The sequence below is a fragment of the Cupriavidus basilensis genome, from assembly GCF_000832305.1.
Classification (GTDB): domain Bacteria; phylum Pseudomonadota; class Gammaproteobacteria; order Burkholderiales; family Burkholderiaceae; genus Cupriavidus; species Cupriavidus basilensis_F.
Genome location: NZ_CP010536.1, coordinates 1900517 through 1927119, shown reverse-complemented (window position 1 = coordinate 1927119; position 26603 = coordinate 1900517). Strand labels below are relative to the sequence as shown.

General features: G+C 67.1%; 17 protein-coding genes and 2 tRNA genes. 9 read left to right on the top strand and 10 right to left on the bottom strand.

Features of this window, described 5'->3' with window-relative positions; genetic code table 11:
* Position 1: 1 nt before the first annotated feature.
* The 6 genes from RR42_RS09125 to RR42_RS09100 all read right to left on the bottom strand — a co-directional run bounded on the left by RR42_RS09125 (position 2) and on the right by RR42_RS09100 (position 11852).
* Positions 2 to 2269, bottom strand: coding sequence for a xanthine dehydrogenase family protein molybdopterin-binding subunit (locus RR42_RS09125; RefSeq protein ID WP_043345953.1), 2268 nt, complete (start codon positions 2267 to 2269; stop codon positions 2 to 4).
* A complete protein-coding gene (locus RR42_RS09120) occupies positions 2266 to 2700 on the bottom strand; it encodes a hypothetical protein (RefSeq protein ID WP_043345951.1) in 435 nt (144 codons plus the stop codon). The genes RR42_RS09125 and RR42_RS09120 overlap by 4 nt, the downstream gene beginning before the upstream one ends.
* 26 nt (positions 2701 to 2726) lie before the next feature.
* Positions 2727 to 4601 carry a GMC family oxidoreductase gene (locus RR42_RS09115; RefSeq protein WP_043345949.1) on the bottom strand — a complete coding sequence of 625 codons (1875 nt, stop codon included), beginning with the start codon at positions 4599 to 4601 and terminating at the stop codon, positions 2727 to 2729.
* Positions 4602 to 4622: 21 nt separating this feature from the next.
* On the bottom strand, positions 4623 to 6986 hold the full coding sequence (locus RR42_RS09110) for a hypothetical protein (protein ID WP_201777357.1): 2364 nt from the start codon (positions 6984 to 6986) through the stop codon (positions 4623 to 4625).
* A 489-nt stretch (positions 6987 to 7475) separates the two neighbouring features.
* Positions 7476 to 11126 carry a hydantoinase B/oxoprolinase family protein gene (locus tag RR42_RS09105; RefSeq protein WP_043345944.1) on the bottom strand — a complete coding sequence of 1217 codons (3651 nt, stop codon included), beginning with the start codon at positions 11124 to 11126 and terminating at the stop codon, positions 7476 to 7478.
* Positions 11127 to 11231: 105 nt separating this feature from the next.
* The gene (locus RR42_RS09100) at positions 11232 to 11852 is read right to left on the bottom strand and encodes a winged helix DNA-binding protein (protein ID WP_043345941.1); all 621 of its coding nucleotides are present in this window, start codon (positions 11850 to 11852) and stop codon (positions 11232 to 11234) included.
* A 306-nt stretch (positions 11853 to 12158) separates the two neighbouring features.
* Here RR42_RS09100 and RR42_RS09095 point away from each other — a divergent pair, with 306 nt between their 5' ends.
* From RR42_RS09095 to pgi, 8 genes are all read left to right on the top strand, one after another.
* Positions 12159 to 13502 (top strand): amidase, encoded by a 1344-nt coding sequence (locus tag RR42_RS09095; RefSeq protein WP_043345939.1) that lies wholly within the window; start codon positions 12159 to 12161, stop codon positions 13500 to 13502.
* Between the two features lie 147 nt (positions 13503 to 13649).
* Complete coding sequence (locus RR42_RS09090; protein ID WP_052494774.1) at positions 13650 to 14612, top strand: TRAP transporter substrate-binding protein; 963 nt, start codon at positions 13650 to 13652, stop codon at positions 14610 to 14612.
* 223 nt (positions 14613 to 14835) lie between these two features.
* On the top strand, positions 14836 to 15387 hold the full coding sequence (locus RR42_RS09085) for a TRAP transporter small permease subunit (RefSeq protein ID WP_043345936.1): 552 nt from the start codon (positions 14836 to 14838) through the stop codon (positions 15385 to 15387).
* A complete protein-coding gene (locus tag RR42_RS09080; RefSeq protein ID WP_043345935.1) occupies positions 15387 to 16697 on the top strand; it encodes a TRAP transporter large permease in 1311 nt (436 codons plus the stop codon). The genes RR42_RS09085 and RR42_RS09080 overlap by 1 nt, the downstream gene beginning before the upstream one ends.
* 49 nt (positions 16698 to 16746) lie before the next feature.
* Complete coding sequence (locus RR42_RS09075; protein ID WP_043345932.1) at positions 16747 to 18045, top strand: D-amino acid dehydrogenase; 1299 nt, start codon at positions 16747 to 16749, stop codon at positions 18043 to 18045.
* 2 nt (positions 18046 to 18047) lie between these two features.
* Positions 18048 to 19673 (top strand): bifunctional ADP-dependent NAD(P)H-hydrate dehydratase/NAD(P)H-hydrate epimerase, encoded by a 1626-nt coding sequence (locus RR42_RS09070; RefSeq protein ID WP_043345930.1) that lies wholly within the window; start codon positions 18048 to 18050, stop codon positions 19671 to 19673.
* Complete coding sequence (locus RR42_RS09065; RefSeq protein WP_052494544.1) at positions 19670 to 20632, top strand: DMT family transporter; 963 nt, start codon at positions 19670 to 19672, stop codon at positions 20630 to 20632. The genes RR42_RS09070 and RR42_RS09065 overlap by 4 nt, the downstream gene beginning before the upstream one ends.
* 238 nt (positions 20633 to 20870) lie before the next feature.
* A complete protein-coding gene (gene pgi, locus RR42_RS09060; protein ID WP_043345927.1) occupies positions 20871 to 22505 on the top strand; it encodes a glucose-6-phosphate isomerase in 1635 nt (544 codons plus the stop codon).
* A 12-nt stretch (positions 22506 to 22517) separates the two neighbouring features.
* Here the strand turns inward: pgi and RR42_RS09055 are convergent, their stop codons facing one another.
* Positions 22518 to 23216, bottom strand: a complete 699-nt coding sequence (locus RR42_RS09055; RefSeq protein WP_043351695.1) for an ABC transporter ATP-binding protein — start codon at positions 23214 to 23216, stop codon at positions 22518 to 22520.
* Between RR42_RS09055 and RR42_RS09050 the strand changes: the two genes are divergently transcribed.
* Positions 23215 to 23898 carry an arylesterase gene (locus tag RR42_RS09050; protein ID WP_144409794.1) on the top strand — a complete coding sequence of 228 codons (684 nt, stop codon included), beginning with the start codon at positions 23215 to 23217 and terminating at the stop codon, positions 23896 to 23898. The genes RR42_RS09055 and RR42_RS09050 overlap by 2 nt on opposite strands.
* 72 nt (positions 23899 to 23970) lie before the next feature.
* On the opposite strand, the gene RR42_RS09045 is transcribed toward RR42_RS09050, so the two are convergent.
* From RR42_RS09045 to RR42_RS09035, 3 genes are all read right to left on the bottom strand, one after another.
* The gene (locus RR42_RS09045; RefSeq protein ID WP_043345923.1) at positions 23971 to 25920 is read right to left on the bottom strand and encodes a SurA N-terminal domain-containing protein; all 1950 of its coding nucleotides are present in this window, start codon (positions 25918 to 25920) and stop codon (positions 23971 to 23973) included.
* A 248-nt stretch (positions 25921 to 26168) separates the two neighbouring features.
* Positions 26169 to 26245 (bottom strand) — tRNA-Asp (locus RR42_RS09040).
* 55 nt (positions 26246 to 26300) lie between these two features.
* Positions 26301 to 26376, bottom strand: a tRNA-Val gene (locus RR42_RS09035).
* Positions 26377 to 26603 lie beyond the last annotated feature (227 nt).

Below are 26603 nucleotides of genomic sequence, written 5' to 3'. Positions count from 1 at the left end.
CTCAGGCCAGTTTCAAGGGCAACGCGCGCAGGCGCTGTCCCGTCAGCGCAAACAGGGCATTGGCCACTGCCGGCGCAATGGGCGGCGTGCCCGGTTCACCCACACCCTGGGGATGGTCCTGGCTTGGCATGATGTAGGTTTCGATGGCCGGGCAGTTGTTCATGAAGATGACGGGGAAATCGCCAAACGTTTTCTGGTGCACCTGGCCGTCGACGATCGTGATCTCCTCGAACAGCGCGGCCGACAAGCCAAAGATGATCGCGCTCTCCATCTGCTGGCGAATCAGGTTCGGATTCACCGGCAGCCCGCAATCGATCGCGCACACCACGCGGTGCACGCGCACGGTCTTGTCCGGCGCCACGGATACCTCCGCCACCTGCGCGACGATGCTGCCGTATGCCTCGTGCAGCGCCACCCCGCGTGCGCGTGCGGCACCGTCTGCCGTCTTCCCTAACGGCTTTGCCCAGCCGGCCTTGTCCGCTGCCATGTGCAACACGGCCAGATGGCGCGGATGCCTGGCCAGCAGGCCGGCGCGGAATGCAACGGGATCCTTGCCAGCGGCCGCCGCCAGCTCGTCGATAAAGCTCTCGGTGAAAAATGCCTGGTGCGAGTGGCCCACCGAGCGCCAGAAGCCCACCGGCACCGGCAGGTCGACAATCACATGCCCGACGCGCGCGTTCGGCCATTCGTAGGGCCGGTCGAATGCGCCCTCCGTCGTGGTCTTGTCGATGCCCAGGCCGGGCAGGCCAAGCAAGCGCGCCAGCATGGCCGGCACGACCGCCTGGCTGGCCGACGTGTTGTGCCAGGCCACCAGGTTGCCCGCGCCGTCGAGCCCGGCCTTGAAGCGCGAGAGGCAGGCAGGCCGGTAGAAGTCGTGCGTGGTGTCCTGCACGCGCGACCAGATCGTCTGCACCGGCCGTCCACCGCCCGCGCGCGCGATGGCTGCGGCCTGGGAGATGAAATCCACCTCCAGCCGCCGCCCGAACGCGCCACCGATCAGTTGCGGCTGCACATCCACCTTGTCGGCATCGATGCCAAGGACCTTCGATACCGCCCGGCGCGCCAGGCCAGGCAGTTGCGTCGAGACCCAAACCCTGGCCGCGCCGTCGCGCACCTGCACCGTGCAGTTGATGGGCTCCACCGCCCCATGCGCGAGGTAGGGCGCGCTGTACTCGGCGCTGACGGGCTTGGCGGCTGACTTCAATGCCGCGTCGACATCGCCGTGGCGGTAATAGGCGTGGCCGTCGGAGGCATCCAGCGCCTGCGCGAGGCGGCGGCTCACCTCCGGGCTGGACAGCGAGGCGGCGGCGCCAGGGTTCCACACGATCTTGACCGCATCCAGCGCCTTCATGGCCCGGTACGCGTTGTCGGCGATCACCGCCACCCCGCCGGTGCCGCCGTTGTAGGCATCGACCGCGAGCACCTTGACGATGCCCGGCATCGCGGCGGCAACCGCGCCGTCGAAGCTCGCCACCGTGCCGCCCAGGGTCGGGCACATCGTCACGCTGGCGTACAGCAAGCCCTCGGGCAGCACGTCGATGCCAAAACGCGCCGTGCCGTCGATCTTGGATGCGGCCTCGATGCGGCGTATGTCCTTGCCGATCAGCTTGAATTCGGATGGCGTCTTCAGCGCCACCTTTGCCGGCAGCGGGAGCTGCCCGGCCTGGGCCGCCAGTTCACCGAAGGTGGCTGTTTTTCCGGAGGGATGCAGTACCTTGCCGTCCTGCGCGCGGCACGCGCCCGCTGGCACGTTCCACCGCGCCGCCGCCGCGCCGATCAGCATCGCGCGGGCGGATGCGCCGGCTTCGCGCATCGGGTTCCACAGGTCATTGAGGCTCGACGAACCGCCTGTCACCATTTCGCCGATCTCGCGCATGAGCTTGCGGGTCAGCCAGGCGGCCAGATGCCTGGCCACGCCGTCGTCGTCCGCTCGGAACGGGAGATCCTCCACGACGACTTCCAGGTTGTTGTAGATCTTGTCCACGGGCGCGTGCTCAACCTTCACCTGTGCCCAGTTGGCATCCAGCTCGTCGGCCAGCACCATGGCCAGGCCGGTGTGCACGCCCTGCCCCATCTCGGAGCGGCACATCATGATGGTGACGGTGTTGTCCGCCGCGACCTTGACCCAGCCATTGAGCCCCACCTGCGTGCCAACCGCCGGCAACGGCTGCGACGTGGCCAGCCGCTGCCGAGGCGGCAGCACCGACCAGCCGACCAGCAACGCACCGGCCCCGCCAATGCCAGCGACCAGGAACGCTCTGCGCTTCATCGGAACGCGAGGCAGAAATCGATCAGGCGATGCTTGTCCCAGTACACCTTGCCAAGATATACGCCGGGCGCGATGCAGCGAATCTCGTCACGGATCCAATGCGCGACCAGCGATGTGGCGGAATAGTCCAGGACAACGCACTCCTTCTGGTCAAGCCAGCTCTCGCCCTTGTACACCTTCGCCAGGATCGCCTCGAGCCCGAAGATGGAGACGCGGTTCTTGAGAACGCCGCGCCTGGCGTCGAAGACCTTTCCCTGCCAGGCAAAGAGGTTGATCATCTTGGCGATGCTCTCGGTGAATACGGTGCCGGGCGAGATGATCGCGGTGCCGGTGGCCTCGCCATCCGGAATATCGCCGGCCGGGCTGTTGCGAAACAGATCGTCAAGCTCGTCCTGGCGCATTTCCAGCAGCGTGCGTACGTCGTATGCCATGTTTGCACCTCCAATGTCCCGCCTGCCTACACCTTCGCCGCCTTCTCCGCCACCCTCGGCGCGGCTTTCGCTTCGTGCAAGAGCACATCGGCAGCCTTCTCGGCGATCATGTAGACCGCGCTGGCCAGGAAGAAGCCCGGAATCCTCGGAAAGACGGACGCGTCGACAACCCGCAGCCCGCGCGTGCCATGCACGGAAAAATCGCTGCCCAGCACGCCGCCCGCCGCGCGCGCGCCGATGGCGCAACTGCACGAGGCGTGATGCCCCCAGGCGTTGTCGCGCACATAGCCGCCCAGCTCCTCGTCGCTGCGCAGGTGCGCGCCAGGAAGCTGCTCCTGCACGATCACGCCGCGCTCAGCCAGCGGCGCTGCCAGCTTGCGCACAAAGCGGATGGCGTCGATCACCGCGCGCAGATCCTCGTCCGCCCCCGCCCCGCCTTCTTCGAAATAGTGGAAATTGATCAAGGGCGGCTCCAGCGGATTCGCGCTGCACAACCGCACCGTGCCCGCGCGGTTGCGCGTGTGTGCCTTGAGAATGGCCCAGGTGAGTGCATCGTCGCTCTGGGCGAGTAGCTTGGAGTAACCCGGGAAGTAGCCGGTGAAATGCGCAACCAGCGCCATGCAGAACACATCCGGCACTGGCGCGGATTTGCGTGAGCGACGTGCAACCGCGATCGCCACGCCGTTGGAGGTATAGACCCCCTGCCGGCGGTCGCGCCAGCTGCAATAGGCCGGATCGTCCTTCTGGAAGCGGGCGCCATCAAGGATGCGCCACGGCTGCGCCATCCGGCTTACCACGCCCACCTCATAGCGATCCTGGAGATTGCGCCCGACGCCCGGCAAATCCACCTTCACGGCAATGCCGTGCGCCCGAAGGTGCTCGGCAGGGCCAATGCCCGACAGCATCAGCAGTTGCGGCGTATTGAACGCGCCGCCCGCCAGGATCACCTCACGGCGCGCGTGCACTTCATGGCGCACGCCGGGCGCCGTGCTTGGCGAGACATGGGCCTGATAGAGGCGCTTGCCCTTCAGGTATTCGACACCGGTTGCCGTGCCGTGCGCGTCCAGCAGCACGCGCGTGGCCAGCGCGTCCATCTCGACATGCAAGCACGACGGCAGGCGGGTCGCCACCTCCAGCACCCGTTCGCGCGCGCCGTGGCGCGCATGCCCGCGTGTGGAAAGCGGTGTGTAGCAAACGCCTTCGAAACATCGCCTTGCCCAGATCCTGGCGTTCGGATCGCCCTGCCAGCGCAAGAAGCGCAGGAGCGCATGCAGGCGCCGCGGCACGCTGCGCGCGGCCATTTCCATGGAGCCCAGGATCAGGCGCGTGAGCGCATCGTCGGTCAGCGCTTCCAGCGGGAACGCGCGCTCGGTGCTGAGCCATCCGTCCCAGCCGTGCGCCGTGGGATCGAAGCCAAGGCGGCGCGCGAGCGCCCACAGCGGACGGTGCCGGCATTGCTCCAGCGTCTTGGCGTACCGGCGCATGCGGGTGGCTTTCCACGAGTGGTCGCCGGTCAGCTCGGCAATGCCGTCCCAGTCGGAGTCGTGCGGGTAGAGGAAGATCATCGCATTGTGCGCGGTACAGCCGCCGAGCGTCGCCGCCCGGGGATAGAGCACGCCTTCGCCGCCGTACTTCGGGTCCCTGCGCTGCTGCGCATCGTCCGCGTAGTGGCGCACAAAGAAATTCCAGCTCATGGCCGGGTTCTCGGAGGCGCAGGCATGAAACGCCGGCACCTCGTAGTCCTCCGGCATGCAAGCCGTGCCGGGCTCGCCCGCATCGTTGCCGGCCTCGAGCAGGAATACGCGCATGCCGGCCTGCGCCAGCCGCGCGGCGAGCGTGCCGCCACCCGCGCCGGAACCGACGATCACGTAATCCCATGCTTGTTCGTCTGGAGCAGACATATCCCCGCCGCGCCGCCTACGTCAAAACGTCTTGAGAAAGGCAATCAAGGCCCGCTTGTCGTCATCGCTCAATACCGGCTCCTGCCCGAACGATTGCTCATCGGCGCTCAGGCCGGCCTGGTTGTTGAACTCCGCCGTGCCGAAGTAGTGGCCGCGGTTCACAACAAAGTCCGGGCACTTGCTGAGTGCCAGCATCGGTTTGACCAGGTCGGCGTAAGTCTTGCCCAGATCCGCGTCGGTCGCACCTTCCGGCACGGAGGCCAGGTCCGATCTCAGCTTGAGCGCAAAGCCCACCAACCTGGCCGCATGCTCGGCCTTGGCCCCGACATCGCTGGTCTCCGACAGCGGCTGGATATTGGCCAGCAGGTTGACCGGCATGCGCCTGGGCGCCGGCCCGATCGTCACATCGCCGCCCGCCCCCACCAGCCACGGCGCATAGCGGTGCATGAAGCCCTGCAATGGCTTTAGCGCGTCCGGCACGAAGCCCTCCGGCACGGTAATCTGGCTGCGCTCGGTGGTGCGATCGATGGTGCCCGGCACCTTGGCGCCCAGGATGTCGTCATGCACGCGCTTCTCGGGCCAGAGCAGCTGCTCGATGGACGCGTCGAAGACCTGGATGCGGCTGGCAACCGACGGATCCTCGCTGAAGGGTCCAAGCGCGTTATTAAGCAGGAACGGCGCCGTCGACCAGACGCTGATCAGCGAGGGCACGCGGGTATAGCCACGGCCGCCGGCCGGCATCCGGTATTGCCAGCGCTCGCCGGTAAAGGGGTCGTTGAGGGTGACGGCCCCGACCGAGGGCAGCGTCTTGTATGACTCCGACGAGAAGTTGTCCCAGATATTTCCGCGCAACGCATTGGTCGCGAGCGGGCTGCACACGTTGGTCCGCAGCAGCGTAGCGGGAATGCGCGCATCGGACGACAGATAGTTGCCCGCCAGGAAGTCCGGCGCTTTGACCACCGCGCGCATCTGCGTCTTGAACTCGTCCGTCTGCGTCCATTTCCAGTACCGCATGAAGCAGGCGAGATAGTTCGGGCCCGCGCAGTTCCGCAGGTTCAGGCTGGCCGGCGGCGGCGGCGCCTTGCTGGAATGACAACGCGCGCAAGTGTCGGCGAACACGACCTTGCCCCGGTCGAGCACCTGCGCGCCGGCCGGCGTGGAAGCGTCCGCCAGGAAGCCTGCGCCGCCCGGGGCATCGCTCAAGTGGTCCGGCGGGGTTGCCTTCAGCAGGAACAGCGCCATGTTGATCGTGCCGGCTTCCGTCGCCGCCCAGTAGCTCGAATTCTTCTGCGCCACCGCCAGCTCGATGGGCGAGATCGCCTTGCCGCCGAGGATTGGATTGAAGTGCAGCAGCCATTCCTCGCTGAACAGCCCGATATTCAGGTACACCCGGTTCAATGCGCCCAGCACGCCGACCGAATCGGCGCCGTCCTTGAGGACGTGCGGCGTCCATACCGTGTCGGGCGGCGTGTAGAACTGCGTCAACGCGCCGGTCTTGACGAAGTCGTTGAGCTGCCGGTTGTTCAGCTCGCCCCCGGCCAGTTTTTCCTCGCCGATGCGCCTGGCCACGCCCATGCGCGACGTCAGGTCGTAGAGCGCGTTCATGGTGCGGGGGTTGTTGATGTTGTCCGTGGACACCAGCGAGGTATCCATGGTGCCCGGGCGGAAGGTATGCACGAGCTGGAACATGAAGTTCTGCCGGCCTTCGGGCGTCGATGCGTTATGGATGAACAGCCGGTCCACCCACATGTACTGCGCGCCCACGGTGGAGCTCAGCTCGGGCCATTGCGGGTGCGCGGGATCCCGGGGGGGATGGATCGGGCTCGGGCCCACGTGGCAAAAACCGCAGGCCATGCCAACGCGGTAGGGCCGCACGAGATCCGCGCGGTTGTAGTACTTGGGATCGGTGTAATAGCGCTGCGGATCCCATGCCTTCGCGGCTTTCTCGTCAAAGGCCGGGTTGGGAAACAGCCGCAAGCCGATGATCCCCGTGGGGTAGCCGTAGTAAGAGCCCACCGGCAGCTTCGCGCCATTGGCGAACGTGGTGCCGCGCGCGCCAATCCTGACGCCCGGATAGGCTTGCTCGTTCTCGAAGGGATCGGCCGGGCAATCCTTGGCCCGCTGGTCCAGCCACAGCCCGAAACGCTGCGGATCGGGCCCCGCGGGCTTTTCGAAGCAGGGCTCGTTGAGCAGGCCCAGGTAGCGCCAGCGGGTGTCGCGGGAATAGCCCTGGCTCGGATGTGAGCTGATGGACTTGAGCAGGTCGAACGCGCCGAACGTGAAGTTCGTCATGTCGTCCCAGAACCGGTCGTTGCCGCCGCTCCACACCAGCCACATATCGCGGCCGGCGACTTCTTCCCGGGTCAGCGCAACGCCACGATCCATGTCGTGGAAATAATCCTCCGATGCATGCCGGAACGTTTCCGGGCCCCGGCCGGCCTGCTTCGCCTCGTCAAGGACCCGGCCCGGCTCCGGCCTGGAGCACCCGCCTGCGGCAAGCGCGCCAATCAATGCGCCAATCAATGCGATACCAAGAACGATTGATCTGCTGCGTGGCGTCACTGTGGTCCCTCCCTTGCCCCCCGGGAATGGCCACATGCTGCACGATGGCCTCACCCCCCAGGGTCTTCATAAACCTAGGAATCACCTGAAGATAAGTCAAGGAGTTTGCTGCAACGCGATGTGTCCGGCAGCGGCGCCCGGCGCGCCGAATCTGCCGAAAATACTGGATCGAAAACTCAGGAAGTGACGAAAGACTGATCTGTTGGAAATGAATGGAAATCAATGGAAATGACCGGGAATGAAAATTCGCCGCACCCGCGAAGCGCGCGCGGCGAGCCGGCGCATTGCACCCCTGCTCGCCCCGCCGGGCGCTTACACCTTGCCGTAGCCCCCGCCTCCCGGCGTTTCCACCACGAAGACATCGCCCGCTTTCATCTCGCAACGCCCGACATGGCCCAGCGCTTGCTCGCTCCCGTCACCCCGCACCACGTAGTTGCGGCCCATCGCGCCGGGCTCGCCGCCGGCCATGCCGAACGGCGCATGCAAGCGGTTGTTGGACAGGATCGACGCCGTCATCGGCTCCAGGAAGCGCACCTTGCGGATGCCGCCGTTGCCGCCATGCCACTGCCCCGCGCCACCCGAGCCAGGCCGGATCTCATAGCTCTCCAGACGCACCGGGAAGCGCCATTCCAGCACCTCCGGATCGGTCAGGCGCGAGTTGGTCATATTGGTCTGCACCACGTCGCAGCCGTTGAAACCCTGCCCCGCGCCGCTGCCGCCGGAGATGGTCTCGTAGTACTGGTAGCGCGCGTTGCCGAACGTGAAATTGTTCATGGTGCCCTGGCTGGCCGCCACCACGCCCAGCGCGCCATACAGCGCGTTGGTGATGCACGAGGACGTTTCCACATTGCCAGACACCACCGAGGCCGGATAGCGTGGATTGAGCATGGAGCCTTCGGGGATGATCACGTTGATCGGCTTGAGGCAGCCGGCATTGAGCGGGATGTCCTCGCTGACCAGCGTGCGGAACACGTAGAGCACGGCCGCCATGCAGACCGCGCGCGGCGCATTGAAGTTGTTGGGCAGTTGCGCCGAAGTGCCGGTGAAGTCCACCACGGCTTCGCGCCTGGCCTGGTCCACGCTCACGCGGACCTGGATTTGCGCGCCATTGTCGAGCGGGTAGCGATAGGCGCCATCCTTCAGCGCGGTGATGACGCGGCGCACGGCTTCTTCGGCGTTGTCCTGCACATGGCCCATATAGGCGCGCACCACCGGCAGGCCGAACTGCACCACCATCTTGCGCAGCTCCTCCACGCCCTTGGCGTTGGCTGCCACCTGGGCGCGCAGGTCAGCCATGTTCTGGTCGATATTGCGGGCCGGGTAGCGCGCGCCCGCCAGCAGTGCGCGCATGCCGGCATCGTCGAGCACGCCGGCCTTCACCAGCGCAAAGTTGTCGATCATCACGCCCTCTTCCTCCACCACCGTGGAGTCCGGCGGCATCGAGCCCGGCGTGATGCCGCCGATATCGGCGTGGTGGCCGCGCGAGCCGACGTAGAAGAGGATCTGCGCGCCAGCCTCGTCGAAGACCGGCGTGATCACCGTCACGTCCGGCAGGTGCGTGCCGCCGTTGTACGGGTCGTTGAGCACGTAGACATCGCCATCGGCCATGTGTCCGGCATTGCGCGCGATCACCGTCTTGATGCTCTCGCCCATCGAGCCCAGGTGCACCGGCATGTGCGGGGCATTGGCGATCAGGTTGCCGCCGGCATCGAAGATGGCGCAGGAGAAGTCGAGCCGCTCCTTGATGTTGACCGAGTACGCCGTGTTCTGCAGCCGCTGGCCCATCTGCTCGGCGATCGACATGAACAGGTTGTTGAACACTTCCAGCATGACCGGATCGGCGTCGGTGCCCATGGCGCGCCGCTGGGGACGCGGCACCGCGCGGGTCAGCACCAGGTGGTCGCGCGCGGTCAGCTCAGCCTGCCAGCCGGGCTCGACCACCGTGGTGGCGTTGCGCTCGGCGATGATGGCCGGACCCGGCAGCACGTCGCCGGGGCGCAGCGTATCGCGCGGGAACAGGCCAGTGTCATGCCAGGCGCCGCCGCTGAACATGCGCACCAGTTCCGCCGGCACGGGGCCGCCGCAGCGCGGCTGCGCGTCGGGCAGCTTCTCCTCGGGTGGCTCGCTGCTGCCGATGGCTTCCACCGACAGTGCTTCCACGACCAGGGGCTTGCCCTGCATCAGGAAGGCGTAGCGCTGGCGGTACGCGGCATCGAACGCCGCCCGCATGGCAGGCAAGGTGCCGAACGGCACCACCAGTGCCGAATCCGTGCCCTCATAGCGCAGGTGCGCGCGGCGCACCACATCGATCTGCGCCTCGGCGACTTCCTGCTCCAGCAATTCCTGCCGCGCTTCGCTTGCCAGCGCATCGAGCGTGGCTTGCAGCGCGGGCAATGCGCTGTCGTCCAGGCGCGTCTCCACGGCGCGCTCGCGCATGGCGGTGCGGTCTGCCAGGCCCATGCCGTAAGCCGACAACACGCCCGCCAGCGGATGCACGAACACGGTCTGCATGCCGAGGGCGTCCGCCACCAGGCAGGCATGCTGCCCGCCGGCGCCGCCGAAGGTGGTCAGTGTGTAGCCGGTCACGTCGTGGCCGCGCTGCACGGAGATCTGCTTGATGGCGTTGGCCATGTTGCCGACCGCGATCTCGATGAAGCCTTCGGCCACCTGCTCGGCGCTGCGTTGATCGCCGGTCGCCTGCGTTACCTCTTGCGCCAGCGCCGCGAACCTGGCCACCACCGTGTCGCGGTCCAGCGCGGCATCGGCGCGTGGGCCGAACACCGCGGGGAAATGCCGCGGCTGGATCTTGCCGAGCATGACATTGCAGTCGGTCACCGCCAGCGGGCCGCCGCGCCGGTAGCTCGCCGGCCCCGGGTTGGCGCCGGCCGAATCGGGGCCGACACGGAAACGGCTGCCGTCGAAATGCAGGATGGAGCCGCCGCCAGCGGCCACCGTGTGGATGCTCATCATGGGCGCGCGCATGCGCACGCCCGCCACGCTGGTCTCGAACACGCGCTCGAAATCGTTGGGATGATCGCCGTTGAAGTGCGAGACATCGGTCGACGTGCCACCCATGTCGAAGCCGATGATGCGCCCGAAGCCCGCGCTGTGCGACGAGCGCACCATGCCGACGATGCCGCCGGCCGGGCCGGACAGGATGGCGTCCTTGCCCTGGAAGCGGTGCGCATCGGTCAGGCCGCCGCTGCTCTGCATGAACTGCAGGCGCACGCCCGGCATCTGCTGCTCCACTTGCCCGACATAGCGGCGCAGGATCGGCGACAGGTAGGCGTCCACCACCGTGGTGTCGCCACGCGAGACCAGCTTCATCAGTGGCGACACCTGGTGCGAGACGGAAATCTGCGTAAAGCCGGTCTCGCGCGCGATCCGCGCGGCGGCCTGCTCGTGCGCCGCCTGGCGGTAGCCGTGCAGGAACACGATGGCAATGGCGCGGATGCCGCTGTCGAACACGCGCTGCATGTCAGCGCGCAGCGCGGCCTGGTCGAGCGGCATCACCGTTTCGCCCTGCGCATCCAGGCGCTCGCCCACCTCCACCACTTCGCGGTAGAGCAACTCCGGCAGCACGATGCTCAGGTCAAACAGGCGCGGCCGGTTCTGGTAGGCGATGCGCAGCGCATCGCGAAAGCCGCGCGTGATGAACAGCGCCACCGGCTCGCCCTTGCGCTCCAGCAAGGCATTGGTCGCAACGGTGGTGCCCATCTTCACCACTTCCACCTGCGCCGGCGTGACCGGCTCGCCCGGCGCCAGCCCCAGCAGGTGGCGGATGCCGGCCACGGCGGCATCGCTGTACTGCTCCGGATTCTCGGACAACAGCTTGTGCGTGACCACCGTGCCGTCCGGCTGAAGCCCCACCACATCGGTGAAGGTGCCGCCGCGATCGATCCAGAATTGCCAGCGGCGACGGTCCGAAACAACGGCGGCGGAGGATGGCAGCGACTGTGGCATACGGGGGCTTCCTTCTCGGGCGTGATGGAGATGTCGGGGAAAAAACGGGCGATCATGCGGCAGCGCGGCCGGGGCACAGGCCGGCCGCGCGCGGTGTGCTTGCTGCTACAGGGACGTCGCCGAGCGTGCGGCCTGCTCGTACAGGCCGGTCAGCACACGCAGCAGCCGTGCCAGCTCGCCGATCTCGACGTTCTCGGCACTGCCGGCGGAAAAATTGCTGGTCAGGCATTGCTCGCGGATCTCGCGGTAGCGCGCGCAGGCCTCGGTGCCGGCGGGGGTGGTGATGTAGGTGGCTTCCTTGCCGATGCGCTCGCCCTCCACCAGCGCCAGGCCTTGCAGCTTCTTGAGCGCGTAGGTGACCAGGTGGGTATCCTCGACGTTGAGCACGAAGCAGATATCGGCGAGCCGCTTGGGACGCGCCCGGTGGTTGACGTGATGCAGCACCAGCACGTCCAGGAAGGTCAGGTCGCGCACGCCGGAGGCGCCCATGCAGCGCACCACCCAGCGGCTGTATGCGTTGTAGGCCGTGTTCAGGCCGAACTCGAACTCCGACAGCTCCGGGCTGCGCTCCGACACCAGGTGCGAGGACGAAACGATATTGGGGCCGGGCGGGCGCGCCAGCGCGCTGGCCGCGGATCTGGCGTGAGCGTGGCCAACCTCGGCTTGATCGGCGGCTGGCTGAGTTGCTGGCTCGGTTGCTGGCTCGGTTGCTGGCTTACGCGCCATGTCTTCACTCCTTTCAGGGGTTGGTGTACGCACGGAACGACAAGGATGACTAGGTGTATCCCCGAGGTCCCGGCCACCATATTTGGCTTGACAGTTTATTAACAAATTATGAGGATAAACACAAAATAAATCCAAGCAAAACATCGGGGATGTCACCGTGGATTCTGCACGAAAAAAGGGCGGGAAACGCGGATTGCGCACTATCGCGGGGACGCAGGCGTGCCCCGCCATGGGCTGGTTGCGCAGCGCGGACGCACTGGATAGACTCGATCCGACCCCTCCTGAGCGCGACTGATCGCGAGCCCCATGCCCACGGATATCCATACATTACAGACAAGACTTCGCGATGGCGCGATCTCCCGCGCCGACGTGATCGCCCAGGCTGCGCAGCACGCGCAGCAGCCGGACGCGCACGCCGTGTTCCTGCACACCACCTTCGACACCGCCGCGCAGGTCGCCAAGGCCGCCGATGCGGCCACCCGGGCGGGCAAGCCGCTGCATCCGCTGGCGGGCCTGCCGGTCTCGGTCAAGGACCTGTTCAACATCGCCGGCGAAGCCTCGCGCGCCGGCTCGCCGGTGCGCAGCGACGCGCTGGCGGCCACGGCCGACGCCACGGTGGTGCGCCGGTTGCGCGAGAGTGGCGCGGCGCTGGTCGGGCGCACCAACATGACCGAGTTCGCCTTCTCGGGCGTGGGCATCAACCCGCATTTCGGCACGCCGGTGAACCCCGCGGACAAGCAGGTCGCGCGCATTCCCGGCGGCTCGTCGTCGGGCGCCGCGGTGTCCGTGGCGCTGGGCCTGGCCGTGGCGGGGCTGGGCAGCGACACCGGCGGCTCCATCCGCATCCCGGCTGCCCTGTGCGGGCTGACCGGCTTCAAGCCGACCGCCCGGCGCGTGCCGCTGGATGGCGCCTTCCCGCTCTCCTATACGCTGGACACCGCCTGCGCCATGGCGCGCACGGTGCAGGATTGCGTGCTGGTGGACAGCGTGATCGCCGACCAGGCGGTGCTCCCCGTCATCAAGGCCGCGGCGGGCATCCGCCTGGCCATTCCGCGCCAGGTCCTGCTCGACGGACTCGATGACACGGTGGCGCGCGCGTTCGACCGCGCCCTCGGCCGGCTGTCCGCGGCCGGCGTGCAGATCGAGCACATCGACCTGCCGGAGCTGGCCGAGCTGGCCAGCATCAACGCCGGCGGCGGCTTCACCGCCGCCGAGGCGCATGCCATCCACCGCCACGTGCTGGCCACGCGGCGCGAACAATACGATCCGCGCGTCGCCTCGCGCATCGACCGCGGCGCGGCCATGAGCGCGGCCGACTACGTGGACCTGATGCGCGCCCGCCTCGACTGGATCGCGCGGGTTGCGGCCCGCATCGAAGGCTTCGACGCCGTGACCTGCCCCACCGTGCCGATGGTGGCGCCGCCGATCGCCCCGCTAGTGGCGGACGACGCGCTGTTCTTCCGCACCAACGCCCTGCTGCTGCGCAATACGTCGGCGTTCAACTTCCTCGATGGCTGCTCCATCTCGCTGCCCTGCCACCAGCCGGACGAGTTGCCCGTGGGCCTGATGCTCTCGCACGGTGCGTTGCGCGACGCGCAACTGCTGGGCACGGCAATTGCATTGGAATCCATCATCAAGCCGGCCGCCTGAGGCGCCGCGGCAAGAACCGGGGTAACCCGCGCCACCCCTGAGCCAGGTGGCGCGGGCAAGACGACTTCAGAACAAAAACCAAGACAAAACGTAGCCGCAACGACCAACCAGGAGAGATCGATGCAAGGGAAGGCCACACTGAAGTGCATGTTGCTGGGCGGGGTGCTTGCCACCGCTGCCGTGATGACGTCGGCCGCGCGGGCGGATACCAAATGGGACCTGCCAACCGGCTACCCGGTGAGCAACCTGCACACCGAAAACCTGCAGCAGATGGCCACCGACGTGGAGAAGGCCACGGGCGGCAAGCTCAAGATCGTGATCCATCCCAACGGCTCACTGCTCAAGGCCAACGAGATCAAGCGCGGCGTGCAGACCGGCCAGGTGCAGATGGGCGAGATCCTGATGTCGCTGCTGGCCAACGAGAACCCGGTATTCGGCGTGGATGCGGTGCCCTTCCTGGCGACCAGCTACCAGGACTCCTACAAGCTGTGGCAGGCCTCGCGCGCGGTCACCGACAAGGTGCTGGACAAGCAAGGCATGAAGCTGCTGTACGCGGTGGCCTGGCCACCGCAGGGCATCTACGCCAACAAGCCGATCAACGCCGCGGCCGACATGAAAGGCCTGAAATGGCGCGCGTATAACCCCGCCACCTCCAAGATCGCCGAACTGGTGGGCGCGCAGCCGGTGACCATCCAGGCCGCCGACCTGGCGCAGGCGCTCGCCACCGGCACCGTCAATTCGTTCATGTCCTCGGGCGCCACGGGCGTGGACACCAAGGTCTGGGAGAGCGTGAAGTACTTCTACACCGTCGATGCCTGGCTGCCGAAGAACATGCTGGTGGTCAGCAAGAAGTCCTTTGCCGCGCTGGACAAGCCAACCCAGGATGCCCTGCTCAAGACGGTGGCCGAAGCCGAGAAGCGCGGCTGGCAGATCTCGGAGCAAAAGACACGTGAATACCTGGCCGTGCTCGGCAAGAACGGCATGACGGTGCAGCCGCCCTCGCCCCAGTTGAAGCAAGACATGCAAAAGCTTGGCCAGGTGATGGTGGAAGACTGGGCCAAGGGCGCCGGCGACGACGGCAAGGCCATCCTGGACGCCTACAAGAAGTAGGCGTCGCCGTCATTGGTGCCGTAATTGGTGCCGTAATTGGTGCCGTAATTGGTGCCGTAATTGGTGCCGTCATTGGCGCCCTAGTCAGCGCCGTAGCGGGAAACCAGCGGTCCGTATCCTGCCATGGCGGCATTGCCCGCCGCCGTGGCCCTGCTGCCGCAAGCCTCCCGCGCCCTCCTTTTTCACTGCCTCTTTTTCACCGCATCCACCCTCCCCAATCGCCATGCAAGCCACTTCCGTCAACAAGCGCTGGCTGGACCGGCTGCTTGACCTGTTCGCCGTGCTCGGCGCGCTGTGCATCCTCGGGGTCTGCCTGATCATGATCCTGATGTCGTTCTCGCGCGAGACCACGTTTATCTTCAAGGGCGGCGACGACATCGTTGCGTGGCTGTGCGCCGCCTCCGCCTTCCTCGTACTTGGCCAGACCTTCCAGCACGGCGGCATCGTGCGCGTGGAAATGCTGCTGGAGGCCGTCAGCCCGCGCGTGCGCTGGTGGCTGGAGCTGATCTCGCTGACCATCTGCGCGGTGTTCGCCGCCTACGCGACCTGGGCCTTGTTCAGTTTCGCCTGGGCGAGCTGGGAGATCGGCGATGTGTCGCAGGGCCAGATCGTGGTGCCGCTGTGGATTCCGCAGAGCTTTGCGGTGCTGGGCTGTGCCGGCTTCATGCTGGCGGTGCTGGACGAACTGTTGCGCGTGGCGCGCAAGCAAAAGCCGCGCTACCAGCTGGCGCAGGAAGCCAAGCTGGCCGCCGGCGACTTCGGGGAGACCGTCTGATGAGCACCGTCCTGGTTTCCCTGATCCTGCTGGTGGTGATGATCGGCTTCCTGGTCATCGGCGCGTGGATTCCCGTGGCCATTGCCGTCACCTCCTGGGTGGGGCTGGTGGTGTTTGCCGATCGCGATGCGCTGGTCAACCTGGCCAATGCGTGGTGGTCGTCCAGCGCGTCGTATACGCTGGCCTCGCTGCCGCTCTTCGTGTGGATGGGCGAGATACTGTTTCGCACCAAGCTGTCCGAGCAGATGTTCAACGGGCTCTCGCCGTGGTTGAACTGGCTCCCCGGGCGCCTGATGCACGTCAACATCCTGGGCTGCGGCATCTTCGGCTCGGTGTCGGGCTCGTCTGCCGCCACCTGCGCCACCATCGCCAAGTCGGCGCTGCCCGAGCTGACCCGGCGCGGCTACGATGAGCGCGTGACGCTGGGCTCGCTGTCGTGCGCCGGCACGCTCGGCATCCTGATCCCGCCATCGATCACCATGGTGGTCTACGCGGTATCGGCCGATGTGTCGATCATCCGCGTGTTCCTGGCCGGCTTCCTGCCCGGCCTGCTGCTGATGCTGCTGTTCTCCGGCTACATCGTGGTGTGGGCGCTGTCGAACCCGGACAAGACGCCGAAGGCGGAAGCCTTCAACTGGCGCTCGCGGCTCGCCTCGATCCGCCAGCTGATGCCGTGCATCGTGCTGATCGCCTTTATCACCTGGATCATGATCACCGGCTACTCCACCGCCACGGAAGCGGCCGCCTACGGCGTGGTGGCGTCGCTGGCGCTGGCGTGGGTGGGCGGCTCGCTCACCCGCAAGGCGTTCTGGGAAAGCCTGATGTCGGCCACCCGGCTGACCGCCATGATCATGTTCGTGCTGGGTGCCACCTCGTTCCTGTCGGTGACCATGAGCTTTACGGGCATCCCGCGCGCGCTGGCGGAATGGGTGGCCTCGATGCACCTGTCGCCCTGGGCGCTGATCGCCGTGCTGACCGTGATCTACATCCTGCTGGGCACCGCGCTCGATGGCATCTCCATGATCGCGCTGACCACCGCCACGGTGCTGCCGATGGTGCAGGCCGCGGGCTTCGATCTGGTATGGTTCGGGATATTCATCGTGCTGCTGGTGGAGATCGCCGAGGTGACGCCGCCCGTGGGGTTCAACCTGTTCGTGCTGCAGAGCATGACAGGCAAGGACAGTAACTACATAGCGCGGGTCTCGCTGCCGTTCTTCATGATGATGGTGGTGGCCATCGGCATCGTCACCGTGTGGCCGCAGATCGTCACCTGGCTGCCCGATGTGGTGATGCAAAAAGAGCTGAAGTAACTGAAGTGACTGATGTGACTGATGTGACTGAAGTAACCTACGGAGCGCCATGCATGTGATCGTCATCGGCGCCGGTGTCATCGGCGTGTGCTCCGCGTGGTACCTGCGCGAGGCTGGCTTCGACGTAACCGTGGTCGAGCGGCGCGCGGCGCCGGCGCAGGAGTCGAGCTTCGGCAACGCTGGCGTGATCGCGCCGGGCTATGTCACACCCTGGGCGGCGCCGGGCATGCCGGGCAAGGTGCTGCGCAACCTCTTCGCCAGCACCTCGCCCGTGCTGTTCCGGCCCAGCGCCGATCCGGCCATGTGGCGCTGGATCGCGCGCTGGCTGGGCGAATGCACGCTGGAGCGCTACCGCCTCAACAAGCTGCGCATGCAGCGCCTGGCCTTCTACAGCCGGCAATGCCTGCATGCGCTGCGCGGCCAGCTCCAGATCGACTACGAGCAGTCTCAAGGCTACCTGCAGCTGTTCCGTACCCAGCGCGACCGGGATCTCGCCGAGCCGGCGCTGGCCCTGCTGCGCGAGCACAAGGTTGCGCACCGGCTGGTCGATGCCGACGGCTGCCGGCGCATCGAGCCTGGCCTGACCACCGATACGCCGCTGGCCGGCGGGCTGCATCTCCCCGAGGACGAATCCGGCAATTGCCCGATGTTCGTGCGCCGGCTGCGCGTGCTGGCCGAGGCCGCGGGCGTGCGCTTTGTCATGGACAGCGACGCCAGCGCGCTGCGGCCGTTGCCGGGCGGCAAGCTCTCGCTCGACCTGCGCAGCACCGCTGCCGGCGATGCCCGCAGCGCGCGCGGCGTGCGCGAAACGCTCACCGCCGATCGCGTGCTGGTCAGCGCAGGCATCGCCAGCGCCGCGCTGTTGCGCCCGCTGGGCCTGCGCATCCCCCTCTACCCCGTCAAAGGCTATAGCGCCACCGTGCACGTCAGCGACGAGCTGCAGGCGCCGCTGGGCGCGCTGATGGACGAGTCCTACAAGGTCGCCATCACCCGCATGGGCAACCGCCTGCGCATTGCCGGCACCGCCGAGCTCGGCTCGCGCAAGCTCGACCTGCGCCCCGCGGCCATCAACACCTTGCTCAAGGTGGCGCGCGACTGGTTCCCGGTTGCAGGCCACTATGGCACGGCCACGCTGTGGGCCGGCGCCCGCCCGATGCTGCCCGATGGCCCGCCGCTGATCGGCGCCACGGCCGTGCCCGGGCTGTACCTCAACCTGGGCCACGGCTCCACCGGCTGGGCGATGGCATGCGGCTCCGGGCGCATTGCCGCCGACCTGATCGCAGGCAATCGCCCCGGCATCGACCTGGATGGCCTGACCCCCGACCGCTACGGCTTAGGCCCACGCTGACCATGCAAAGCTCTGCCCCGACTTCTCCCACGCTGGCCGCTGCGCTGCCCGACGATGCCTGGCTGCCCCTGGACGCGGCAAGCGCCAGCGCGATCCCGTTGTACGACGTGGCGTCCGTGCGCCACATCGAAGCGGCCGCCCTGGCCAGCCTGCCCGCCTTCGCGCTGATGTCCCGAGCCGGCGCCGCCGCGGCGGCCTGGCTGGCGCACCACGCGCCCGCGGGCCCGCTGCTGCTGCTGGCCGGCCCGGGCAACAACGGCGGCGACGCGCTGGTGGCCGCCACCCGCCTGCACCAGGCCGGGCGCCAGGTGCAGGTGTGGCTGACGGCCGAGCCCGATCGCCTGCCCGCCGACGCCGCGCGTGCCTGGCTGGAGGCGCGCGCGGCCGGCGTGATACTGCACGCCATGCCGGAATCCGCCTGCCATGGCACCCTGCCGCCGTTTCCCCCGGACACCTGCGCGCTGGTCGACGGCTTGTTCGGCATTGGCCTGAACCGCGCCGCCGATGGCTTCACGGCGCAGTGGATCGCGCACCTTGCCGAGTCCCGGCTGCCCGTGTTCTCGCTCGACATCCCGAGCGGGCTGTTCGCCGATACCGGCGCCGGCGCGCCGGCGGTACGCGCTTTGCGCACCCTCACCTTCATCGGCGCCAAGCCGGGCCTGCTCACGCTCGACGGGCGCGATTGCGCGGGCGAGGTCGATATCGCCCCGCTCGGCCTGCTCTATCCGCCGGCCCAGTCCGCCTGCGCCACGGTCAGCGTGCCGGCGTCGTTTGCATCGGCGCTGCCCGCGCGGCGCCATGCGACCAACAAGGGCACGTTCGGCTCGCTCGCCGTGATCGGCGGCGGCATCGGCATGACCGGCGCACCGCTGCTTGGCGCGCGTGCCGCGCAGCACCTCGGCGCCGGGCGCGTGCACATCGCTTTCCTGGCGCAGCCCGCGCCGCTGATCGACCCTGTTCACCCGGAGCTGATGCTGCACCCGATCGCGGAGATCGAGCTGACCAATATGTCCGCGCTGGTGATCGGCCCGGGCATGGGCACGGGCACGGCGGCGCGCAAGCAGCTGGCGCAGTTGCTGCAAGCCAGCGTGGCCGCCACCGAGCCGCCCGCGCTGGTGCTGGATGCCGATGCGCTGAACCTGCTGGCCGCGGACCCCGCGCTTGCCGCCATGCTTGGCGGCGGCCCGCCGGTGCGCGTGATGACGCCACACCCGCTCGAAGCCGCGCGCCTGTCCGGCATCAGTGTGGCCGAGATCCAGCGCGACCGCCTGGCGGCGGCGCGCTCGCTGGCGGCCCAGTGGCAGGCCGTAGTCGTGCTCAAGGGCTCGGGCACGGTGATCGCGTCGCCGCCCGATGCGCTTGGCAGCGTGTCGCTATCGATCAACCCGACCGGCAATGCCGGCCTGGCCACCGCCGGCACCGGCGACGTGCTGGCCGGCATGATCGGCGCCCTGCTGGCCCAGGGGATGCCGGCGCTGCAGGCCGCACAGGCCGCGGTCTGGCTGCACGGGCGCGCCGCCGACCACCTGGTGGCGCAGGGCACCGGCCCCGCCGGCCTGACCGCGAGCGAGCTCTACCTGCCGGTGCGCGACCTGTTCAATGCTCTGCTGCGGGCGCGGCAGGCATGAGCAAGGCGACGGATGGCGGCGCCCGCGCGCAGGCTGCCGGCACCTCGCCGGCCCGGCGCCAGTTGCTTACCGGCGTGGCCCTGCTGGTGCTCGGCCAATGGATACTCAGCCTGCTGGATGCCAGCAGCAAGACGCTGACCCAGCAGGGCCTGCCGGTGGTGGGCGTGGCGTGGGTACGCTACGTGGGCCATGTGGCCGCCATCTTCCTGCTGCTCGGGCCGGCGCGCGTGCGCCAGCAATGGCGCCCCGTGAAACCGGGCCTGCAGTGGCTGCGCGGGGGAATGATGCTGGTCTCCACACTGGTGTTCTTCAGCGTGCTCAAGCTGATGCCGCTGGCCGAGGCCACGGCGCTGAATTTCTGCGCGCCGTTGTTCGTGGTGGCGTTGTCGCCCTGGCTGCTGGGCGAGCGCCCAAGCGCGCATGCGCGTGTCAGCCGCTGGAGCGGCGTAGCGATCGGCTTCATCGGCATGCTGATCGTGGTGCGCCCCGGCGGCGAGTTGAGCGGGCCCGGCATTGCGCTGGGCTTGTTGTCGGCACTGGTGTTCGCGCTGATGCAGATGCTGACGCGGCGCATTGCAGCGCATGACGCGCCCATGACCACCTTGATCCAGAGCGGCGTGACCGGCGCCGCCCTGACCACCCTGCTGGTGCCCTTCTTCTGGTTCGAGGCGGTACCCACGCCGCTGCAAGCCGTGCTCCTGCTGAGCACCGGCGTCACCGGCTCGATTGGCCACTATTTTGTGATTCGCGCTTTCCAGTACGCCGACGCCTCATTCCTCAGCCCCTTCCTCTACCTGCAGATCCTGTCGGCGACGACCATCGGCTACCTGGCGTTCGGCCAGTTGCCGGACTGGATCACTGCGCTCGGCGTGGCGGTGATCTGCGTGGGCGGGGCATGCGTGGCGGGCGGTGAGCCAGCGCTGCGGGCCGTCGCGCGCCGGCTCGGCCGGCCCGGCTGACGGGAGAACAGCGCCAGCGCGCGCAGGCATGCGCCCGGCGACCGATCCCCTCGGAAGCACTAATGCCGTCTTTTGCCGCCAAAACGCCGAGTCGTGCCAGATGGGCGCGTTATACTTGAGAGGCTTCTGACCGTTGCGCAAGGCCAGCCTGGCTGGCTGCCGGGGAGCAATGCTACCTAGCCGAAAAACCAAGCTTGAAACGGTACTTCCGCGCAGTCCTTCAAAGAATTCCGCACGCATGCCCACAGACCTCCACGCCTGGCACTCACTTCTGCAACACCACGACGCCATTCGCGAAACGCCGATGCGCGAGTGGTTTGCCGCCGGCTCCGCGGAACAACGCGTCGAGCAGTTCTCGCTGGAAGCCGCAGGCCTGTATCTCGATTACTCCAAGAACCGCATCACGCCACAGACCATGGCATTGCTGATGCAACTGGCGGATGAAGCCGGCGTGCCGAAACGCCGCGATGCCATGTTTGCCGGCGACCACATCAACGCCACCGAGGACCGCGCGGTCCTGCACATCGCGCTGCGCGCCGGCGCCGACGCAACCTTCAAGGTCGACGGCAAGTCCGTCATGCCCGCCATCCACGCCGTGCTGGACCGCATGCGCGTGTTCTCGCAGCGCGTGCGCAGCGGTGACTGGACCGGCTTCACCGGCAAGCGCATCACCGACGTCATCAACATCGGCATCGGCGGCTCGGACCTCGGCCCGCGCATGGTGTGCCGCGCGCTCTCGCACCTGGCCGGCAACGGCCCGCGCATGCATTTCGTCTCCAACGTGGACGGCACCGAACTGGCCGAATGCCTGGAGCGGCTTGACCCCGAACAAACCCTGGTGATCGTCTGCTCCAAGACCTTCACCACGCTCGAGACCATGGCCAACGCCTGCAGCGCGCGCCAGTGGTTCCTCGACAAAGGCGTGGCCAAGGACCAGCTCGCCAGCCACTTCGCCGCGGTATCGACCAATGTGGAGGCGGTGCGCGCCTTCGGTATCGACCCGGCGCACATGTTCGAATTCTGGGACTGGATCGGCGGGCGTTTCTCGCTGTGGTCCTCGGTCGGGATATCGATTGCGCTGGCGGTGGGCTTCGATGCATTCGAAGACCTGCTGATCGGTGGCCGCGCCATGGATGCGCATTTCAGCAGCGCGCCGCTGGCGCAGAACATGCCCGTGGTGCTGGGCATGCTCGGCATCTGGTACCGCAACTTCTTCGGCATGCCGACCAGTTGCATGGCGCCGTATTCCACCTCGCTCGAATTGTTCCCTGCCTTCCTGCAGCAACTGGAAATGGAGAGCAACGGCAAATCGGTGCAGCTCGACGGCCGCCACGTGCGCGCCCATACCGCGCCGGTGGTCTGGGGCTCCGCCGGCACCAACGGCCAGCACGCCTATTTCCAGCTGATCCACCAGGGCTCGCAGATCGTGCCGGTGGATTTCGTGGCGCCGCTGCGGCCGCCGCGCCAGCTGCCCGGCCATCACGCCAAGCTGCTGGCCAACTGCTTTGCCCAGGCCGAGGCGCTGATGCTCGGGCGCACGGCCGAGGAACTGCGCGCCACGGGCCTCACCGACGAGATCCGTATCGCCCACATGGTGTTCGAGGGCAACCGGCCGAGCAACACGCTGCTGATGCAAGACATCACGCCGCATACCCTCGGCGCGCTGATCGCGCTCTACGAACACCGCACCTTCGTGCAAGGCGTGGTCTGGAACATCAACTCGTTCGACCAGTGGGGCGTGGAACTCGGCAAGATCCTGGCCAAGCCGATCGAGGGCGAGCTTAACCATGCGCAAAGTGCCGCCGCCGGGCAGCACGATGCATCGACCGGCAGCCTGATTGCGCGCGCGCGCGCGGCGCTCGGCAACGCCTGACACCGCGGTTTATCAAACCGGCGCGGTCATCCATTCGTCGCTGGCAACCCGGCCGGCTTCGATGGTCAGGATGCGCCCGCAGCGAGCCGCCACCGAGCGATCGTGCGTGACCAGCACCAGGGTGGAACCGGCATCGCGGTTCAGCTCGAACATCAGCGCAATCACGGCCTCGCCAGTTGCCGTATCCAGGCTCCCGGTCGGTTCGTCGGCAAAGAGAATGTCGGGACGGGCCACAAACGCCCGCGCCAGCGCCACGCGCTGCTGCTCGCCGCCGGAGAGCGTGCGCGGATAGTGGGAAAGGCGCCCGCTCAGCCCCACGCGGGCCAGCATGTCGGCGGCGCGCTCGCGCACGCCCGCGGTCTCCCCGCGCAACTCCAGCGGCAGCATGACGTTTTCCAGGGCGCTCAGGTGCCCGACCAGCTGGAACGACTGGAACACAAAACCCACATGGCGCCCACGCTGCGCTGCCCGCTGGTCTTCGTCGAGCTGGAACAGGTCCTGCCCGTTGAGCTTGACGGTGCCCGTGGTGGGCAGGTCCAGGCCCGCCAGCAAGCCCAGCAGGGTGGATTTGCCCGAGCCGGATGCGCCCACAATGGCCAGCGTTTCGCCGGACGTGACGGAAAACGACACGTCGTGCAAAATCGTCAGCGAACCTGTCGTGTCGGCTACGGTCTTTCCTAATGACTCGACTGCAAGAATGGATGAAGACATGAGCAAGAAGTTCTGGTGCGGTTGGCGAAAGCTGGCGCTGGCGGTGAGCGTGGCCACGCTGGTGCCCGCGATGGTGCCGGCCACGGCGTCGATGGCGCGTGCGGCAACGCCCGCCATCCTGGTGCTGGGCGACAGCCTGTCCGCTGAGTATGGCCTGGCCCGCGATGCAGGCTGGGTCAAGCTGATGGAGGCGCGTCTGCGGGCGGAACGTTTCGATTATAACGTCGTGAATGCCAGCGTCAGCGGCGAGACCACGGTGGGCGGCAAGACGCGCTTGCCCGACCTGCTGGCAAGGCACCATCCGGCCGTGGTCATCGTGGAGCTGGGCGCCAACGATGCCTTGCGCGGCCTGCCGCTGCAGACCACCGAGGCCAACCTGCGCAGCATCGTCACCGGCGCGCAGCAAGCCAAGGCCAGCGTGCTGCTGGTGGGCATGCGCATCCCGCCCAACTACGGGCCGGACTACACCGAGCGCTTCTTCTCGCTCTACCCCAAGCTGGCCGGCGAGTACAAGGTCCGGCTGGTGCCCTTCCTGCTGGAGCAAGTCATCGCCAGGCCAGAGTGGTTCCAGGCGGACCGCCTCCATCCCACGGCGCAGGCGCAGGGCGCGCTGCTCGATACCGTCTGGCCGCAGCTCAAGCCCTTGCTGAAGACGCCAGCGGCCGAGACCGCTACCCGCTAGTTGTCCGCGGCTTTGCCATAACGAGAAAGGCGCCCGAAGGCGCCTTTCTCGTTATGGCTGCGAGCAGCAGGTTTACTGCGCGCCAGCGTCGCTGGCCGGACCGGCTTGCGTCGTGGTGGCGGGCTTGAGCAGCTTCACCTTGGCCCGGTCCTTCAGACCTTCGTAGAAGGCTTCCAGCTGGCTCTGGCCGAGCATCTGGCCCAGTTGCTGCGCCTCGCCCTGGCGCTGCGCGGCATCCGCCTGCGCAGGCTGGCTGACCTTGCCGATGCGATAGATCGCGTAGCCGTCGGCACCCAGGTCCACGCCGACATACGCGGGCAGCTTGGCGGTATCGGCACGCATCACGGCTTCCACAGCCTTCGGTGCCAGGCCGTCGGCCTTGGCGCGCGAGACCGTTACCGGCGCGCCGAAGCCGTCGGCGCCGCCGCTCTTCTTCAGCGCTTCGAGACGTTCCGCGCCCGCCTTGGCGGCAAGCTCGGCTGCCTGCTGCGCGATATAGCCTTCGCGCACCTTGGCCTGCACGTCTTCGAACTTGCGCACCGTGGCCGGGCGGTAGTCGACGATGCGCGCCGCCACCAGCGTGGTGGGGCCAACCTGCACGGCCTCGGTGTTGCGCTTGTTCTTGACGGAATCATCGCTGAACAGCGCCTTGAGCAGCTTCTCGTTGTTGAGCGGGTTCTGCGCGCCCAGGGCCGGGTTCGGCTGGCGGGTCACGTTGTCGGCGCTCTGGATCGTCAGCTTGAACTTGTCGGCGGCCGGCTTGAGGCTGTCGGACTGCTCATAGACCGTATTGCCAAACGTGTCGGCCAGTTCGGTGTACTTCTTGGCGGCGAGTTGCTTGCGCAACTCCGCTTCCAGTTCGGTACGGACCTGGTCAAGCGGCTTGGTCTCGGCCGGCTTGATGCCGGTGAGCTTGATGATGTGATAGCCGTAGTCGGTCTCGACCACGTCGCTGATCTGGCCATCCTTGAGCGCGTACATCGCGTCTTCGAACGGCTTGACCAGCGCGCCACGGCCCATGAAGCCGAGGTCGCCGCCCTTCTGCGCCGAGCCCGGGTCCTGCGACTGCTTGCGGGCCACGTCGGCAAACGTCTCGGGATGCTTGCGCAGGTCCTCGAGCAGCTTGGTGGCTTTTTCCTTGGCGGCCTGGCGCTCCGCGGCCGGGGCTTCCTTGGGCGAGCCGATCAGGATGTGGCTGGCGCGGCGCTGCTCGTCGGTGCGAAAGCGCGCGATGTTGCTGTCGTAGTAGGACTTGAGCTCTTCGGGCGTGACCGGCGTCGATGCGGCCAGCGCGTCGGCCGACAGCACCAGGTAATCGACCTTGGCTTGCTCGGGCACCGAGAACGCCGCCTTGTGGCTTTCGTAGTAAGCCTTGAGCGCGGCGTCATCCGGATTGACCTTGGCGGTGAAATCGGCCGCCTTGATTTGCAGCGCCTGCACGTCGCGCTGCTGGTCGCGAATGGCGATCAGGCGGTCAAGCAAGGACTTCGGCACGAAGGCGGTCGCGCCAACCGAGCTGCTGAGCTGCTGGGTGGCCAGGTCGAAACGCATGCGGGCGTCGAACTGCTCGGGCGTCATGCCTTGCTGGGCCAGCAGGCCAACGTAGGCCTTGTCGTCGATCGTGCCGTCTTTCTTTTTCGGCAACTGCGCGATGGCGGGAATGCTGCTGATCGTCTCGAGCAGGCGTTCGTTGGAAACAGTCAGGTGCTTCTTGGCCACCTCATCCGCCACCACGCGCTGCAGGATCAGCTGGTCGAGCACCTGCTGGCGTGCCTGCGCGCCCTCGAACTGGCGCGGATCGTAGTTCGTGCCAAGCATCTGGCGCATGCGCTCGCTCTGGTCATGCACCACGTTATCCACTTCTTGCGCCGTGATAGCGCGGCCGTCGACCTTGGCAAGGTCGTGCGAGCTGTCCATGAAACGCGAGTAGCTCTCCACGCCGAAGAACACAAACGACGGGAAGACAAGCACCAGCAGCAGCAAAAGCATCAAGCGCCGGTTGTTGCGTACGAAATCAAGCATGCTGACTCAGAAAAAGGGTTGGTACCGAACGGCAAACCTCGGGATTCTATCAGGAGCGGCAGGCTTCACGCGATTCGCAGCCCCGCGGCTGCAATTGGCGAGCCATATCTGCCCTTGCCGGGCGGGTGCTCCGGGACACCGCAAGCCGGAGCCGGCTTGATCAGGAACGGCGCGCCGAATGCGTAAAGCGAAGTGATGCGCAAAAAGCAAAACGGGCCACTAAGGGCCCGTTTTGCTGACTGCTTGTTTGGCGGAGTGGACGGGACTCGAACCCGCGACCCCCGGCGTGACAGGCCGGTATTCTAACCAACTGAACTACCACTCCTGAATTGGTGTTGCAGGATGCATCCGTGTGTCTGGCTTGTCTTGCGGCAGGAGCGTGGTGGGTGCTGAGGGGCTCGAACCCCCGACCTACGCCTTGTAAGGGCGCCGCTCTACCAACTGAGCTAAGCACCCGCTCGTACCGCAGCCGCACTGCATGCTGCAAGCATCGCCGCGCACATATCAGAGTAATTACTGCTGTTTGCGTTGCGAGGGCGCAAGTGTAATACAGCCTTTGGCGTTTTGCCAAGTATTCTTCGCAGGCATTTTTACAGGCCGGAAAATGCGCCTGCACGTTGTGCAAAGGCTGTGCGACGTGGCATGAAACAGGAGACGGAACACAGGGGCCAGAATGGAAAAAC